This window comes from Amycolatopsis decaplanina DSM 44594, from assembly GCF_000342005.1.
Taxonomy (GTDB): Bacteria; Actinomycetota; Actinomycetes; order Mycobacteriales; family Pseudonocardiaceae; genus Amycolatopsis; species Amycolatopsis decaplanina.
On record NZ_AOHO01000076.1, the window covers coordinates 1 to 16,776 of the forward strand.

The window sequence follows — 16,776 nt, forward strand, 5'->3', positions numbered from 1 at the left end:
CATGATCAACTGGTGGCCGCACCTGTCTTCAGGCAGCCCACCAGCGACATCACGAAGTCCGGCTGGAGTACTAACCGTCATTACCACTCACGAAACCCCGACCCCACTCCCACGTGACAATTCCGCTCGTCCTCCCCTGCACGCTCCCGCCATAAAACTCAAAGCCAGCCCTGGCGCGACGCCTGCGCTCCCAGCTGGAACCGGGTCTGCGCGCCCAGCAGTTGCTGCAGGCGGCTGATCCGCCGGAGCACAGTGCGCTCACTGATGCCGAGCTCTCGCGCGATCGCCTCGTCGGTCAGGCCTCCGCTCAGCAGCGCGAGCAGACGGCGAGTGGCGACGGTCGGTTCCTGCGCCGCTTCCGCGTCGTCCGGACCGCCCGCCCGCACCGGCACGGCCATCCGCCAGAACGATGCGAACAACTCGATCAACGCGCTCAGCAGCATCGACGGATGGATCAGCAGGGCCAGCACGTCACCGGCGTCGGAGTTCGGGACGGCGATCAGCGCCCGGTTGCTGTCGGCGATCACCAGCTTCAGCGGCAACCTGGGGAAAACCCTGGCCTGCTCCCCGAGGGCGATACTCGACTGCACCTGGGCGAATCCGTCGTCGTCCTGCAGCACGGACGAGTCGTAGACGACGCGGTACGCGATGCCGCGTGCCATCGAACCCGGCTGCACCGTGCTCACCTCGGCTTTCGGGCTCATGTACGACCCCGGATCCAATGCAACGATGTCCACACCCGCCTGCGTCTGCATGGCCTCGAAGGTGGCGATCACCTCGTCCCGGCTGCGTAGCACCTCGACGAAGTCCGCGTCCCGGCCCGTCCGCAGGGAGTAGGCGGCGCCGAGCACTTCGGCCACTTCCCGCGCGCGGATGGCCGCGGCTTCGTGCTGCGCGGCGAACGCCGACAGCGCCGCGCGCGGCGGGCACACTTCGACCCCGGACGCGCCGGACCGGACCAGGCCGAACCGCTCCAGTTCGGCCAGCTCGGCGCCGGGCGTGATCGGACACCCGTCCAGCAGAGCCCGGTACAGCTGCTCGGCCTCCACCGACAGGCCTCGCGACTCGGCGAGCATGACGCTTCTCCTCCCCCACCCCAGGATCGATCGGCGTGACATCGATGTCACAGGTCGCGGCATCGCTGTGACCGCTCACTGATCTTGAGGGGGAAAGCGGCGGGATCGTGCGGCTGAACCGATAACGAACGGGTCACAGATCCCGCCGGAAGCACGCCGAAGAGGCCCCCGCGAACCGGATCGGGCTCGCGGGAGCCTCTGTTCGACTACGCCGGGGACTAGGCGTTGGCAGGCATGCCCTTCTCGTCGGCTTCCGGCGTGGCGGTGCCTTCGAGCAGCTCACGGACGATCTCGTTCGCCTTGCGCACCTGGGGCGTGATCATCTTGATCTTGATCTTCCCGTCGTGCCCGAGGTTGCCGCCGACCTCGACCGTCTTGTCCTCACCCGGCAGGGGCAGGCCCTGGCAGCCGGTGAACTTCTTCTTCGGCGTGAGTCCGGTCTGGAAGTAGGCGACGATCGGGTCGTCGACGCAATCGGTGTTGTACGGGAAGATCCCGTGGCTGCCTTCGTTGTCGACACTGATCATCTTGGCGCCGGGCAGGCCGTTCGCGGTGGCGAGCGCGCCTTCGTACGGGGTGGCAGCGTCGAGTTCGGTCTGCGCGATCAGCAGCTTCGGGAACGTCTTCTGGTCCGGCGCGGGCTTGGCGTTGGTGGTCGGCCAGAACGCGCACAGTGGCGCGCCCGAGAGGGCCATGATCGGCGCGATGAAGGGCGCGTTCACGGTCAGGTCGGCCTGCCAGTAGGTCCAGTAGTGCAGGTTCTGGTTCCACTGGCCGTCCTGGCAGCGGATCGCCTCGAACGCGGCGTCCCAGGTCTCGACCTCGGCGCCACCCTGGTAGGAGGCCTTGCGCTCGACCGAGTCCTTCTTCGCGATGGCCTCGAGCGCGTTGCCCTTCGCCTTGTTCAGGAACGCCTTGTTCGCGTCGGTCAGGCCGGGAGTGGCGAGAGCCTTCGCGACGACCTGCTCCAGTTTCTCCGCGTCGGTCCCGGTAGGCGCCGGTCCCTTCGCCAGCGCGGCCACCATGGAGGCCGCCGACGGGTACTGGGTGGTGTCGTACATCGCCGGGATGATGAACCACGCGGCGTAGAGCATGCCCGCGAACTCCCGGGTGCCGCCCGCCTTCTCCCAGTTGCGGCGGATCTCGAGCGGGTCGGTGCCGGCTTTGTACTTGGCGTCGTTGCGCGCGACGTAGGGCAGCAGCGCCTCCTGGAACTGGCGGTCACGGCTGCGCGGCTGCAGGTCCCAGGTCTTCTCCAGCGTCGAACGGCTCGCGTCGGTCGAGGAGTCGAGCAGGAACCGGTGCGCCTTGCTCGGGAAGGTGGTGGCGTACCAGGTGCCGAGCCAGGTGCCGTACGAGTAACCGATGTAGCTGGTCTTCTTCTCCCCGAGCAGCACCCGGATGAAGTCCATGTCGTAAGCGGTCTGCTCGGTGGTGATGAACTTCGTCAGCGGGTTCTTCAGGCAGCCCTCGACCTTCGCCCGGCTGATCACGTTCTGGTCCGTGCTGTCCGGGACGGTGTAGCTGCAGGTCAGCGGGGTGCTCTGGCCGACACCGCGCGGATCGAAACCGACGAAGTCGTATTGCGAGGCGAGCACGGGGCTGCGCATCGCCATCGCGGCGCCCCACGGCAGGCCCTCACCGCCGGGTCCGCCCGGGTTGACCAGGGCGATGCCCTGCCTGCCGGTGCCGGGGTAGGCGGTCGCGGTCTTGGAGACGCGGACGCCGATGGTGTTGCCGTCCTGCGGGTTGTGCCAGTCACGCGGCACCTGGACGGTGGCGCAGGCCAGGCCCTTGACCTTCTTCAGCTCAGCTTCCGTCGCCGGCGCGACGGAGGGGAACGAGCACTCGCCCCAGGCCACGGCCTGCTTGGTCAGCGCACCGGCGAGCACCGCGGTGTCCGGCTCGGCCTTGACCGCGGGAGCCGCACCCGCGGCGGGAGCCAGCACCAGGCCCGAGGCCAGGAACGCACCGGCGACCACGGCCACCGTGCCTCTCCGCGTCTTTCTCGTACTACTGATCACCATGATCCCTTTCGACAGGAGCCCCCCGACGTTCGTACGTGAAGTAAAGACCGGTGATCAGGTTCCCCACACGGCCCGGAGATGGCGGAAACCCGACATGACGGGATCTCGACACCGCGCGATCAGCCGGGACCGGACCAGCCGTGCCGCCGATATCCGGCGAACGAGATGTCCTTCGCCGCCCCTCGCTCGGGAACTGGGCGAGGCGCGGTCGGGTCGTGAGTGGCGAGTGACGTTCTGGCGGACCGGTATTCGCTTACCTACTGGACCCGACCCCGCCTTGGTGCCGTGGGGTGTCGGCCGCCGGGTCTGAGTGGCACAGCCTTGATCAACGGAGGATGGGGGACGTTGAGTGTCCCGGATCTTCCGTTGATCATGGTCCGGGAGGGGCAACTCGTGTCTATGAAGGAATTGGGACGTCGAGTGTCCTGATTCCTTCATAGACGGTCCCGATACCCGCTGGAAATCGTCGCCCCCGCGCAGGTCAGCAGCAGTTAGGCGAATACCAGTCCGTACTAACGCGACTCACCACTCACGACGGCGATTCCGGATGCAGACCCGGCCCGTGATCGGGCTCCGGCAACGGCGCGATCGGGGTCGGACTGAGTGACGCCTCGTCCTCCCCTTCCTCCAGCAGGGTCGCCGCCGCGCCGATCACCTTCAGATCCGGCTCGCCGACGGTGTCCTCGTCCTTGTCTGCGTAGTCCACGCGAGCGAGCACGCTACGCATCGCCTCGACGCGCGCACGTTTCTTGTCATTGCTCTTGACCACCGTCCACGGCGCGATCTCCGTGTCGGTGGACCGGAACATCGCGACCTTCGCCTCGGTGTAGGCGTCCCAGCGGTCGAGCGACTTGAGGTCGTTGGGGCTCAGTTTCCATTGCCGCACCGGGTCGACCTGCCGGATGAGGAACCGGGTGCGCTGCTCGGATTTCGACACCGAGAACCACAGTTTGACCAGGATGATCCCGTCGTCGACGAGCATCCGCTCGAACGTCGGCGCCTGCCGCATGAAGCGTTCGTACTGTTCGTCCGTGCAGTACCCCATCACCCGTTCGACGCCGGCGCGGTTGTACCAGGATCGGTCGAACAGCACGATTTCGCCTTCGGTGGGCAGGTGGTTCACGTAGCGCTGGAAGTACCACTCTCCCTGCTCGCGTTCGGTGGGCTTGCTCAGCGCCACCACTCGCGCGCCGCGCGGGTTGAGGTGTTCGGTGAACCGCTTGATGGTGCCGCCCTTGCCCGCGGCGTCACGTCCTTCGAACAGGATCACCATGCGGCCGCCGGTGTCCTTGATCCAGTACTGCAGTTTCAGTAGTTCGATCTGCAGAGACCGTTTCACCACGTCGTATTCTTCGCGCGACATGCGCGTCGAGTACGGGTAGTTCTCCCGCCAGGTGTCGATCGGGGATCCGTCGGGGCGGAGCAGAACCGGGTCGTCGGCGTCGTCGTAGTCGACGACGAGACGTTGTTCCCGAAGTTCCGGAAAGTACGATTGGTCGAGCACGAGCCGCTGATACCCGCGTCGGACGACCCGCAAACGCGGTGATCAGCTCGTGGCCACCAGCGCGCCACCGAGTCCGACGAGCGCGGTGCCGGTGACCCGGTCGAGCACCTTGCGCGGACCACTCCGGCGCATGAGACCCGACAGCCGGGCGGTGAGCAACACGAACAGCCCCCACCACAGGGCCCCCAGGCCGATGTCGAGCAGGCCGAGGATCAGCACCTGCGGCGCCACGGCGGCCTCACGGTCGACGAACTGCGGCAGCACGCTCACGAAGAACAAGGCGGCCTTGGGATTGAGCACATTGGACAGGAATGCCTGACGGAACACCCGTTCAGGCAAGGGTTCTTCGACGTCGGACGCCCTGGAACCGCGCCAGGACCTCCACAGCGCCTGCGCACCGAGATAGACGAGATACGCCGCGCCGACGATCTTGAGCACGGTGAAGACGGCGGCGCTGTGCAGCAACGCCGCCGAAACACCGAACGCCGCGGCGGTCATGTGCACGGCGAGGCCGCACTGCACACCGGCCGCCGCCACGAATCCCGCCGGGCGGCTCCGCGCGGAATGGCGAAGGATCACCATCCAGTCCGGGCCGGGGATCATGTAGGCGATCATGACCACACCGGCGAACACCGCCAGGGTTCCCGCGCTCATCGACACTCCCTTCCTAGGGCCATCGAGTGCCCCACGCGGGGCTCGATCAACCGCCGAGGCCTTCGGCGAATCGTCGCGCCGCTTCGAGATCGGCCGCGCCGGGGCGGTTCTCGCCGGAACCGCGGTTCGGGCAGCCCGCTCGTGGTGAACACGAACGCCTTCCGCCGCTGCTTCTCCGGCAGCTCCTGGACGAACCGGCGCAGGCGCGGATGGAAGTCCATGGTGAAGATTCCCGAGCCGAAACCCACGAGGTCACAGGAATCGAGGTCGGCCGGGCTGATTTCCTCGGGGCTGACGACGCGGGCGCCGTGTCCAGCGTCACCCCTCGCGCAGGTGATCCCGCAGCGCCCGCGCCACGCGGGCCATCAGCACTTCGGCCTCCGGCTGGATCGCCGCGGGCACCCGCGACCCAGTCATCGCGGCGATCGCGAACATCCCGCCATCGGCGTGTTCGACCACCCCGGCCTCGTGTCGCAAGTTCAGCACGGTGCCCGTCTTCGACGACCATTTCGTGGCGTCGGAGACGAAATCGGGGCTCAGCCGTTGACGCAGCAGGTTGAGTCCCATCAGCTCACGCACCCGCGCCGCCACCTCTTCGTCCACTTTGGACGGTTTCCACAGTGCTTCGAGCAGGTTCACGAACGCGCGGGCCGAACCGGAACTCGCGCGCGTGATGTCGAGCTGCGGAACGGGGTGGCCTTGTCCGGCGGTGCCCGCGTTGATCGCGAGCGCGTGCGCGAGGTGGACATCAGTGGGGTCGAAGCGTTCGGCGGGCGTGTCGCTGAGGTTCGCGGCCGGATGCCGCGCGGTGATCCCGGAAACGCCCCATTCGCGCGTCATCCTGGTGACCTCGGCGGGAGGTGTCAGCGAGAAGAGCGTGTCCGCGGCGGTCTCGTCGCTGATGGCCATCGTCAGGTAGAGCAGGTCGTCGATCGCCACCCTGGCCGGATGCCGGAACCGTGTCAGCCCGGTCGGCCCCGGCGCGGTGGCCCGCCCCGGCTCGACGTCGATCGGAGCCGAGCCGTCCAGTTCGCCCCGGCGGATCCGCTCCAGGGTCGCCGCGGCGAGCGGGATCTTCACCAGCGAGGCGCTCGGGAACTCCAGGTCCGGGTCGATCCCGACCTCGTATCCGGTCCGCAGGTCGCGCACGAGGAACGAACCCCGCAGGCCGCCGTCGTCCAGTTCGGCGCGCAGCCGCGACAGCAGCGTTTCCGTGTTCATGCCGTCTCCTCCGCGCCGAGACACCGGGCGATGTCCGGCCACAATCGTGCCCGGAACCGCTGCGCGTCCTCGCCGGGCCCCGCCGTGACCTCGAAACCACGCGCGAGCCGGATCTCGCCGATGGGGCGCCAGGTCAAGCCGAGCTCGGCGGCCTGGGCCGTCGAGCACAGCAGCAGATCCTCCGAACCGAACACGGCAGCGGCGGCCGCGGTGAGCGAATCGGCGACGGACACCTGCGCGGGCCGCAGTCCCACCGAGTCACGGATACGGAAGAGGCGGTCGCGGAGATGCGGGACGTCGTCCTCGGGCTGGATCCAGACCCGGCGAGGCGAACCACCGGACCGGCCGACACGCAGCGTTTCCAGATGGAGGACGCCCGCCCGCGACCTGCCTCCGCCCGCCAGCCCGAGCGGCACCTTCCAAGTGCCCTCTTCGGCGGGGACGGCTGTGAGCGCCGCGCGGACCTCCTGCGTGCGCACGAGTTCCGCCCGCTCCCGCGGCGGCGCCTGCCGGAACTCCAGGAAGACGTCCAGCGCTCGTGCCGCCGCGTCGAGTTCGGCGAGCTCGCGGACGGTGCAGGTTTCCGGCATCGCCAGCCGCATCGGCCGCAGTTTCGCGCGCTGCGCGTCGTGTTCCATGGCGTCGGCCAACGCCACCAGCCGTTTCGCCGACGGCAGCATGTCCCGGCCGAACGGGGTGAGCACGGCGCGGCGCGTGGAGCGGTCGAACAGCCGCTCGCCGAAATGCCGTTCCAGCGCGGCGATCCGGCGGCTCGCCACCGGTTGGGGGATGCGCGCGATCGCGGCTCCCGCGGTGAAGGTCCCGGCCTCACTCACGCTCACGAACGCCCGGCAGCTCCCGATCAGGTCCACGGCCACATACTATGCGGATTTCGCATGAAAAAGGTCATTCGTGTCTTGGACAGCATGACCGGCGCTGGACAGACTGCGGACATCGAACGATCTTGAAAGGAATCACCGTGTCCGTCACTTCTCGCCGGTGGGCCGCCCTGCTGGCGCTCTCGGTCGCGTCACTCACCGCGTGTTCCACGCCCGCACCGGCTCAGCCGCCCGCCGCCTCCCCGGCCGTGTCGACCGGACGAGCCGACTTCGAACGGCTCGAACGCACCTTCGGCGCCCGGCTCGGGGTGTACGCGGTGGACACCGCGACCGGCCGCGAGGTCGCCTTCCGCGCCGAAGAACGCTTCGCCTACGCCTCGACACACAAGGTGTTCAGCGCCGGCGGTGTCCTGCAGCGGACACCGGTCGCCGACCTGGACCGCACGGTGACCTACGGCCGAAAGGACGTGGTCGCCGATTCGCCGGTCACCGAGAAGCACGTGGCGACGGGCATGCCGCTGCGCGCCGTCATGGACGCGACCCTCCGGTACAGCGACAACACCGGCGGGAACCTGCTCTTCCGCGAACTCGGCGGCCCCGAAGGACTCAACGCGGTGTTCCGCGGGATCGGCGACACCACGAGCCACGCCGACCGGATCGAACCCGCACTCAACGACACCGCGCCCGGGGACAACCGGGACACCAGCACACCCCGCGCCCTCGCCGTGAGCCTGCGCGCCTTCGCCCTCGGCGACGCCCTCCCCGAGGACAAACGCAAGATCCTGGTCGACATGATGCGCGCCAACACCACCGGCGATCAGAACATCCGCGCCGGGCTGCCCGGCTGGCCGGTCGCCGACAAGACCGGCACGGCCGCCTACGGCACGCGTAACGACATCGGGGTCGTGTGGCCGCCGAACCGGGCACCGATCGTCATCTCGGTGCTGACCGACCGGCCGGACAAGGACGCCAAGATCGACAACAAGCTCCTCGCCGAGGCCACCGCTGCCGCGGTGAAAGCCCTCCCCTGATCCAACGGACGGCCTGCCCCGCCGGGACGGACGAGGATCCGTCCGTCCCGGCGGGGTTCAGCGGCTCAGCGACGGCAGGGGTTGCCCGCCGGATGCGCCGAGGTTCCGTGCACGTCGGCCTGGGACTCCGCGAGCACGATCTTCGCGAGCGCGGTGTCCAGCGCGACGGCCTGCTGCGTCACGACGCCGTTCGCCACGGTCTGGCCGTTGAGCTTCAGCGAGCCGATGACCAGCGGGATGGTCATCGGCGCCGAGCCCACCGTGATCGACTCACCGTTGATCTTCAGCGAGGCGACGTTCGAACTGCCCGCCAGGACCGGGGCGAGTCCGCCCGGCGACGACTGACAGGTCGCCGTCGCCTGCGACTGGATCACGCCGAGTTCGACGGTCAGCCCGAGCGTGCTGATCACCGTCTTGTCGATCTTGGCCGACGCCAGCGCGCGATCTCCCGCGGCCGGAGCCGCCGACTGGTCGTCCGGAGTGAGATCGGTCGACGCCGCCAGCACCTTGGTCTCCACCTTGATCAGGCCGGCGTTGAGCGTCGCGGCGGCGACGGTGCGGCTGTCGTCGGCACAAGGCAGATTCGCCGGGTTGGCCTGCGCCGCGGTCACGCCGAGGACGTTCGCCGCGGTGCCGGTGCAGGAGAAGACGCCATCACGGTCGTCGTCGACGATCGTGCCGACACCGGTCGCGTCGAGGAGACCGGCGCCCGACGGGGCCGAGAGATTCACCGTGAACGTCTCGTCCTGCTCGTCGACGGTGTCCGGGTCGACCAGGACGGTCACCGGCTTGGCCGTCTGGCCGGGGGCGAACGTGACCGTCCCGCTCGCCGCCGCGTAGTCGGCGGGCGCGGTCGCGGTGCCGTTGGCGGTCGCGTACTGGACCGTCACCGGATTCGGGCTGGGACCGCCGAGCAGCGACACCGTGAACGTCGCCGGCACCTGCGCGCCCCCGGAGCCCTCGTTGACCGTCACGTCGTTGATGCTCAAGCCGAGCACGCGCACGGTCGTGGTTTCGATGTACCCCCGCGAAACCCCGTCGATCTGGTAGTCGACGACGCACTGATAGGTGCCGGGAGCGGCGCCGGCCGCCGCCGTGATCGTCTCGGTGAACGTGGCGACCTCGCCACTGGTCACCTTGATGCTGCCGGGGTCGTTGGTCACGGTGAGCTGCGGGTCGCAGCTGGTCACCTTCGGGGTCACCGTGACCTCGATGGACTTGATGCCGTCCAGAATGGCCTGCGAGACCTGACCGGCCGGGACGTTGTTCAGCAGTACACCGCCTGTGGCCGAGGTGATGGCGGAGGCCTGTCCTGTGGCGTCGAGACCACCGACGTTGACGGCGACCACACGGATCTTCGCCGCCTGCAGCGCCGCGATGGTCTGGGCAAGTGTGTGCCCGCCGCTCGGATCGTGCGACGGCGCGTCACCGAACCACGCGATGATGCGGGTGCCGTCCGGGCGGAAGGCGACCGCGCCAGTGGCCAGCTGGTAAAGCGCGTTCAGGTTCGCCTCCGGTGTGTCCCCGCCGCCCGCGGCCGCCCACTGGTCGATCCCCGCCTGGACGGCGGTCGTGTCACCCGTGATGCCCTGGTTGACCTTGAACGGCACCGAATCGGTGAAGTCCTTGTACTCGGCGACGCCGAACTGCGCGGTCGGCTGAGCGGCGAGCACGTCACCGGTGATGGCACTGGCGTTCGACCGCACGTTGCCGATCGGCCCGCCCATGCTGCCCGTCGTGTCCGCGAGCAGGACGAGGTCGGGATTCGGCGGTACGGCCGAGGTCGTCACGTTCTTGGTCACGGTCGTGCTCTGCCCCGCGTCGAGGGTGAGATCGACCGTGGCCGGGTCGACTCCCGGCGGGGCCGCGGCGGCGACCGCGGTGGACGCGAACATAGCCGTGACGGCGGTCAGGACGACGAGCAGTGGTCTTCGTGACATGGACTTCCCTTTCGAGACCCGGCCGGAGCCGGAATTCCTGTGGGCTTCCTGAAGAAACGGAAAGATCCGCAATTCGTTAGCGCCGGCCACGGATGTCACCCGGAACGCCCCGTGTCAAGGCGCCCAACGGGGCTGTTACCGCGAATCCGGGCTACGCGGACCATGACCGCGTTACGCCGTGGAGCGGGAAGAGCTCCGGCGCCGCTCACTCACCAGCATGAGGAAGGACCGGGATTCCCACCTTTTCCGTGATCACTTCACCGCACGGAAACCCGATTTCGCGCTGCCTTCACCGGTGAACATTCACCGAATGTCGCAACGCCGACGATAGATCGAGATCACGGCGAGACCTCTGGGCGAGCGTGACCCTGCTTGCTCGGCGTCCGCAGTTTTGGCGGCGGGAGCGGGCTCGCCACAGCGACCTGGCCACTTCACACGGGGTCGTGGTAAAGAGCGTTCTAACCCTCTTTGCCACTCACGACCCCCGCGCGGAACTACCGCAGGCGCCACCTGGCGCGACGTCATCGCCGTGAACTCCTACCCTCGGCGCGCCGAACATGCGGGGCGAGATCAGGGTCACCGCGATCGCCGGGCACTCCCGCGTGTGAACCCCGCACTCCTTGGGTACTCCCTCCCTGCGCCCATGCTCTTGGCCAGCTGGGAAACCCGCTAAGGAGAACGCGTGGGTATCACGAGAACACGACAGGCTTACGAATTCCCCACCGGCATCGCCCCGCCACTGGGAGAAATCCGGGCCTGGCTGCGAGAGCGGCTGAGCAAGGTCGGCCGCGCCACCATCGCGGACACCGAGCTGCTGACCACGGAACTGGTCACCAACGCGCACGAACACGCGGACGGCGTCGCCGAGCTCAGGGTATCCGTCCCCTCGGGCCGGGACGTCGTCCGCGTCGAAGTCGACGACCGCCGTCCGCGCCTGCGGCCGCACCGCGTGACCAAAAGAGACCCGACGAGCCCCCATGGGCGAGGACTGGCGCTGGTCGAGGCGATCAGCACGCGGTGGGGCGTGGACACCGGCGCGGGGTTCAAAACGGTGTGGGCGGAGATTCCGTTGCCCTGACACGGTCATCGCGTGACAGGCTCGCGCAGCGCCCTGGTGGCGCCGGCGCCACCGGCCCGGTGATCGCGTCGTCCCGTCTCCCCCGCCGGCTTTCCGGGACATCACCGCCCTGCACCTGGCGCTCTGGCAACACTGCGGCCTGGCGGGGATCCACGGTTTCCTGTTCCTCGAAGCCGAGCGGACGATGGGCCTCGGTCAGATCGACCGCCAGCTCACCCAGCTGATCCGATCCGGCGCGCTCCACGGCGTGTGTGGGATCGCGCTCGGCCACCCGCCGTCCTGGAGACGGACGCGGGAACGCTCACCGTCGAACCAGCGGTGCGCTGGACTACTTCGACTCGACCCGGGCGAGCGGATCCGGCGCCGCGGCCAGTTTCTCGCACGCCACCTGCCAGGCGATGTCCTCCGGGTAGAGCGCGGAGCGAAGGTAGGCCCAGGTGAGGTGCCGCACCGCGGCCACGCGTTCCACATTTTCGTCCGTCGTCTCGGCGACGTCGTAGCCGGACACCCCGCCGAGCCCGTGCTCCGCGTCGAACAGGGTGAGCAGGGCCTTGCGGCCCGGCGCAAGAAAATACGGGTCGGTGTGCCACTCCGGGCCTCGAACCGTCAGATGAGTGGAGGCGTCTTTGTCCCCGGCGACGACGAGCGCGGGTGTCGCCATCGCGGAGAAGTCCGTGCTGAGGAAGAAGGGGTAGTTCTCGGCCACGAATTCGGTGACGGCGTCGCCACCACGCCCGGGCGCGGCGAGCAGGACACCCGCCGAGATCCGGGGCTCGGCGAGGTTCACTTCTTCCCCACTGCGGGGGTCGGTGTAGCGCGCGCCCAGCAGGAGGCTCGCGGTGTGCCCGCCCATCGAGTGCCCGGCCACGGCGACCTTGCCCCGGTCCAGCCTGCCGCGCAGATGCGGGACGACGTCCTCGATCTCGTCGAGCCGGTCGAGGATCCGGATCATGTCCTCGGCCCTGGACCGTTGGTACAGCGGCGCTTCCGGGTCGCCGGGCGGCAGGTTCAGCGTCCGCGAGCTCAGGTGGGTCGGCTGGATGACAACAAAGCCGTGCGCCGCCCAGTAGTTCACGAGCGGGGCGTAGCCGTTCAACGACGAGAGATGGTTCGAAGGACCCTGGCCGTGCGAAAGCAGGATGATCGGCAGCTCGCTTCCGGTCGTCGGCGCGGAGATCCGCAGCTCCAGGTCCACGGCCCGATCCGGAGCCGGCAGCCGCACCGGGGCGATCGAGATTACTGGCGTGCTCATGGTGACTCTTCCCTTGGGTAAACGGCGCCGCATAAACGGAGCACTGTTCCACAAACATACGGAGCAGTGTTCCGCTTTGTCAAACTCCTCGGACTCTTCTTGAGGCGGTCTCCTGCGACGGAGCCGACCCCGCGTACGAGAACTCCTGTTCCGCCGCCATCGAGGAAGCCGGGCCTCCGCTCCGGCTGGCCGTCGCGGGATCGAGCCCCCGGACGTGAAAGGGGCCGGAGTGGTTTCCCGCTCCGGCCCCCGAACCGCTTCCGCCTACCTCGTGCCGCGGCGACCCGGCGAGACCACCGCCGGAACCGGTCCGCCGTTGATCACGAACTGCGACCCCGGTTCACGGACGATGTCGCCGCCCGCGGAGTTCGTGATCGTCACGTTCGTCAAGGTCGCGCTGCCGCGAGCGCCGCTCATCGCGAGGATGCCCGCCCCGTTGTTCGACTTGTCGATCTTGACGCCGCTGAGGGCCGCGGTCACCACACCGCCGCCCGTCTTGAACTGGACACCGTCGTAGGTCGAGTCGTGGATCTCCGTGTCCCGCAGGACGACCCCGGGAATGTCCTTGCCCTGCGCGAAGAACGTGATCGCGCCGAACTCCTGCTGCTCGCCCCAGAACACGCCGCCGCAGCGGTACAGGGCGTTGTTCGCGATGAGCGTCTCCCCGGAGAACGGCAGCGGATCGTGGTCCGTCGCCAGCATGATGCCCGGGTAGTTCATCGTGTCGTGGACGATGTTGTTCTCGATCTTGTTGCCGTAGCCACCGTAGATCGCGATCCCGTTGGCACGCCACGGGAGCTGGATCGTGTTGTTGGCGAACACGTTGTCGTGCGCGATGTCCAGTGAAGGGTCCTTGACGTACTGGTTCGCCCACACCGCGAGCGAGTCGTCACCGGTGGTGCGGAACGACGAGTCGAACACCTTCGAATTCCGGGTGCCGTTGGTGAAGTTGATGCCGTCGGCGTAGGTGTTCCGGATCCGCATGCCGCTGAACTCGAGGCCGTCACCCGGCCCCCAGAGCGCCGGGAGGTTGCTGTAGTCCCTGCCGACCCACACACCGACGTTGGCGTGCTCGATCCACACGTTCGAGATCTTCGTGCCGGTACCGAACCGGCCGTTGAGACCGACGCCGCCTTCCGCACCGCCGTCCCCGCCGCGGATCCGGCCGGAGCCGAAGATGGCGATGTCGGAGATCTGCGTGTTCTTGTCGATGTCGAACCCGAAATTACCCTCGTGCGGATGGTTGATGCCGCCCGCGTTCTGCGGCTCGATCAGCGAGTACAGCTGCGAATGCCACATGCCCGCGCCGCGGATCGTCACGTCGGAGATGCCGATCTGGTTGTACTGGCCGCCGCCGTTGGGCACGTTCGGGTCGTCGGTCAGGATCTTCTTCTCCTGCCGCCACTGCCCCGCCGGGATCCAGACACAGCCGATCACGCCGTTCTGATCGTCGGTCACCGCGCGCTGGATCGCGGTCGAATCGTCGTTCCCGTCGTTCGGCACCGCGCCGTACTCCGTGATCGACGTGCAGTTCGCGGGCTTTTCCGACGCCGGGGCGACTTGCTCAAGGTCGATGAGATCGACGATGTAGAACGCCGCGTTGTCACCGCTGTCCCGCTGCAGCTTGAACTTCGTGCCCGGCGGGTACGACCGGGCCAGCAGCGCGTGCGACTCGTCGAACAGCCGCCGCGCGTCGGCCTGCGGGGTGTTGGTCAGCCCTTCGGGGTCGTCGGTGCTGCCGTAGAGCCAGCTGTGCTTCGACGACAGCGTCAGCTTCTGCGCGAACGTGCCGTTGACGTACAGGCTGATCGTCGCGTCCTGCCCGCCGCCGCCGGGGGCGTCGGGGATGGAGTTGCGCACGACGATCGAGTTCGCCTGGTTCGCCGACGTGAACTCCACGTACTGCCCTTGATTCGCCAGCCGCACGGATTTGCGGCCGGAGGACTCGGTCGCGAAGTTCGTGTGGCCGAAGGTGCGCAGCGGGTCGGCCTCCAGCAGTTGTCCTTGGTACTGCGCGGCTTCCGCCTCGTACTCGACGTACGGGGCCGCGGCGCCGCGGCCCACGACGATCGTCCGCGAAAGGCTGTTGTTGGACTCGTTGGTCTCCGTGACCGTTCCGGTCGCGTCGGCCGTCGCGGTCAGGGTCGCGCCACCGTTGACGGCGGTCCACGTGCCTGAGATCGCGACTTTCGCGGTGGCACCCGCCTCGATCGCACCGGTGGCGCCGGTCAGCGTGGCACCGCCGACGGCCAGCCTCGTCACCGAAGCGCCCGCGCTACTCGTACCGCGATTGTGCACCGCGACGGTGAAGGACACCGCCGAACCGGCCGCCGGGCTGGGCGGGTTCGAGGTGATGCCGGTGACCTCGAGGTCCGGCCCCGGTGACTGCGCGACGACCAACGGGATCGGCGAGGTGTAGGTGTTGTTGGTTTCGTTCTGCTCGGCCACCGTGCCCGCCGGGTCGGCGGTGGCGGCCACGGTGTACGTGCCCTGTGGCCGCGTTCCCGCGTCGACGGTCACCGTGGCGGACTCGCCGGAGGCGAGCGGCCCGACCGCCGCGTCGCCGACGACGGTGCCGCCGAGGCTGACGTTCACTGTCGTGGCGGCCGCGTTCGCGGTGCCGGTGTTCTTCACCGTCGCCGACACGGCGAGGCTGCTGCTCTCGGTCGGATTCGACGGCGTCCAGGTCGTGCCGGTGACGACGAGGTCCGGATTCGGGGCCGGGGTGCCGATCACCTGGAACTCCGCGACCTGACCGCCGGGGGCACCGGAGTTGGCGAAGAACTGGAGGCGCACGTCCGAAGCGCGTCCGCTGACCGGGATGACCACGGAGTTCTGCTCGGTGGCCGGATCGAACCGGTGGTCGGCTCGTGCCGACAGGGTGGTGAACGCGGTGGAGCCCTGCGCGCGGCCGAGGATCTCGAAGTTCTGCGTCCGCGCGCCCCAGATCGCGTCCGGGTTGAGCTTCACCGCGACCGAGTCGACGTCCGCGTCGACCCCGAGCTTCACCGTCAGCGAGTTCGGATAGCCCGCGGCGGATTCCCAGTACGTGGCGGTGTCGTTGTCGTTGGCGTTGGCCGCGACGAACGAATGGACCGCCGAAGTCGCCTCGATCGGTTTGCCCGCCGCCAGATTCGCGCCCGCGCTCGTCCCGGAGCGCACGGCGTGGTTGCTGTCGCCGGATTCGTTGCCCGCCGCGTCCTTCGCCCGCACGAAGTACTCGACCCGGGTCCCGGTGGGCCTGGTCTCGGTGAACGTCGTGCCGGCGACCGTCGTGACCGGCGTGCCGTCGCGGTAGACGGTGTAGCCGGTGACCCCGACGTTGTCCGCCGAGGCCGCCCAAGTCAGCCGGATCTGGCCGGTGGCGGGCTCGGTCAGCGCGAGGTTCGCGGGCGCGCTCGGCGCCTGTGTGTCACCGGTGTCCGGCCCGTACAGCTCGAACTCCGAAAGCTGCGCGGCAGGCCACCGCGTGTTCGCGGTGACCTGCAGTCGCACGTAGCGGGCCGACGCGGTCATCGGGATCGTGACCGTGTTGGCGCCGGGAGCGAACGAGTAGCCGGCCGACGCGGCGAGGTCGGTGAACGCCGTGCCGTCGGTGCTTCCGCGCACGACCAGCGTCTGGGTTCGGGATTCCCAGCCCGACGGCAGTTTCAGCACGATCCGCGAAAGGGATTTGGCCGTCCCGAGGTCGGCCTGGATCCACTGCGGGAACGCGTTGCCGGCGGATTCCCAATAGCTCTCCTGGTTCCCGTCGACGGCGTTCGCGACGGGATAGCCGGGCAGCGCGCTGCTCGCCGACACCGTGCGGGTCAACGGCACCTCGGCGAGCGCGGCGGAACCGGGTGGGGCGGCGGGATCCGGGGGTGGCCCGCTCGCGGCGGAAGCGAGGGAGAGTCCGGCGACTGAAAGCCCCGTGACCAGGAACCCGACGACGATCCGGGACAGGCTCATACGTGTCATGGCGTCTTCTCTTCTTTGAGACGGCGGGGAGGGAGCCAGAGCCGTACGAGCATGCAACAACCCGGAGATGAAATGCAAGAAGTTGACATGTTTCAGAAATTTTGCGACTTCTAGCCCCGGCGAAAGCGCCTCTCGGTCAAGCCCTGGACAGCAGCAGCACCCTCTTTGCTTACGAGCGTTCTCCAAACTCGAAC

The 16,776-nt window shown here is 68.4% G+C and carries 12 protein-coding genes; 2 read left to right on the forward strand and 10 right to left on the reverse strand.

Going from position 1 to position 16,776, the window contains the following annotated elements; all coding sequences use genetic code 11:
• Positions 1-158: 158 nt before the first annotated feature.
• From H074_RS33660 to H074_RS33685, 6 genes are all read right to left on the reverse strand, one after another.
• Positions 159-1,076 carry a helix-turn-helix domain-containing protein gene (locus H074_RS33660; RefSeq protein WP_007034564.1) on the reverse strand — a complete coding sequence of 306 codons (918 nt, stop codon included), beginning with the start codon at positions 1,074-1,076 and terminating at the stop codon, positions 159-161.
• Positions 1,077-1,294: 218 nt separating this feature from the next.
• A complete protein-coding gene (locus H074_RS33665) occupies positions 1,295-3,064 on the reverse strand; it encodes an alpha/beta hydrolase (protein WP_007034565.1) in 1,770 nt (589 codons plus the stop codon).
• Positions 3,065-3,632: 568 nt separating this feature from the next.
• The gene (gene ppk2 / locus H074_RS33670; protein WP_007034566.1) at positions 3,633-4,640 is read right to left on the reverse strand and encodes a polyphosphate kinase 2; all 1,008 of its coding nucleotides are present in this window, start codon (positions 4,638-4,640) and stop codon (positions 3,633-3,635) included.
• Positions 4,641-4,649: 9 nt separating this feature from the next.
• Positions 4,650-5,261, reverse strand: coding sequence for a LysE family translocator (locus H074_RS33675; RefSeq protein ID WP_007034567.1), 612 nt, complete (start codon positions 5,259-5,261; stop codon positions 4,650-4,652).
• Between the two features lie 318 nt (positions 5,262-5,579).
• Complete coding sequence (locus H074_RS33680) at positions 5,580-6,482, reverse strand: serine hydrolase (RefSeq protein WP_007034568.1); 903 nt, start codon at positions 6,480-6,482, stop codon at positions 5,580-5,582.
• Entirely contained in the window at positions 6,479-7,360 is an 882-nt protein-coding gene (locus H074_RS33685) for a LysR family transcriptional regulator (protein ID WP_007034569.1), read from the reverse strand. The genes H074_RS33680 and H074_RS33685 overlap by 4 nt, the downstream gene beginning before the upstream one ends.
• 101 nt (positions 7,361-7,461) lie before the next feature.
• On the opposite strand from H074_RS33685, the gene bla reads away from it, so the two are divergent.
• Positions 7,462-8,352, forward strand: coding sequence for a class A beta-lactamase (gene bla, locus H074_RS33690; RefSeq protein WP_007034570.1), 891 nt, complete (start codon positions 7,462-7,464; stop codon positions 8,350-8,352).
• 65 nt (positions 8,353-8,417) lie between these two features.
• On the opposite strand, the gene H074_RS33695 is transcribed toward bla, so the two are convergent.
• Positions 8,418-10,292 carry a Calx-beta domain-containing protein gene (locus tag H074_RS33695; RefSeq protein ID WP_007034571.1) on the reverse strand — a complete coding sequence of 625 codons (1,875 nt, stop codon included), beginning with the start codon at positions 10,290-10,292 and terminating at the stop codon, positions 8,418-8,420.
• Between the two features lie 682 nt (positions 10,293-10,974).
• On the opposite strand from H074_RS33695, the gene H074_RS33700 reads away from it, so the two are divergent.
• Complete coding sequence (locus H074_RS33700) at positions 10,975-11,370, forward strand: ATP-binding protein (RefSeq protein ID WP_007034572.1); 396 nt, start codon at positions 10,975-10,977, stop codon at positions 11,368-11,370.
• Here the strand turns inward: H074_RS33700 and H074_RS40855 are convergent.
• The 3 genes from H074_RS40855 to H074_RS33710 form a co-directional block, all read right to left on the reverse strand.
• On the reverse strand, positions 11,336-11,641 hold the full coding sequence (locus H074_RS40855) for a hypothetical protein (RefSeq protein WP_161630719.1): 306 nt from the start codon (positions 11,639-11,641) through the stop codon (positions 11,336-11,338). The genes H074_RS33700 and H074_RS40855 overlap by 35 nt on opposite strands.
• A gap of 57 nt (positions 11,642-11,698) precedes the next feature.
• Positions 11,699-12,622: an alpha/beta hydrolase family protein gene (locus H074_RS33705; RefSeq protein ID WP_007034573.1), complete on the reverse strand. Its 924-nt coding sequence runs from the start codon at positions 12,620-12,622 to the stop codon at positions 11,699-11,701.
• A gap of 264 nt (positions 12,623-12,886) precedes the next feature.
• Positions 12,887-16,582: a CARDB domain-containing protein gene (locus tag H074_RS33710; RefSeq protein ID WP_235096946.1), complete on the reverse strand. Its 3,696-nt coding sequence runs from the start codon at positions 16,580-16,582 to the stop codon at positions 12,887-12,889.
• Between the last annotated feature and the right edge of the window lie 194 nt (positions 16,583-16,776).

Bases quoted from the DNA above. Each gene is read 5' to 3' on its own strand.
- H074_RS33660 (WP_007034564.1), bottom strand. From the start codon at position 1,076: ATGCTCGCCGAGTCGCGAGGCCTGTCGGTGGAGGCCGAGCAGCTGTAC.
- H074_RS33675 (WP_007034567.1), bottom strand. From the start codon at position 5,261: ATGAGCGCGGGAACCCTGGCGGTGTTCGCCGGTGTGGTCATGATCGCC.
- H074_RS33680 (WP_007034568.1), bottom strand. From the start codon at position 6,482: ATGAACACGGAAACGCTGCTGTCGCGGCTGCGCGCCGAACTGGACGAC.
- H074_RS33695 (WP_007034571.1), bottom strand. From the start codon at position 10,292: ATGTCACGAAGACCACTGCTCGTCGTCCTGACCGCCGTCACGGCTATG.
- H074_RS33705 (WP_007034573.1), bottom strand. From the start codon at position 12,622: ATGAGCACGCCAGTAATCTCGATCGCCCCGGTGCGGCTGCCGGCTCCG.
- H074_RS33710 (WP_235096946.1), bottom strand. From the start codon at position 16,582: ATGACACGTATGAGCCTGTCCCGGATCGTCGTCGGGTTCCTGGTCACG.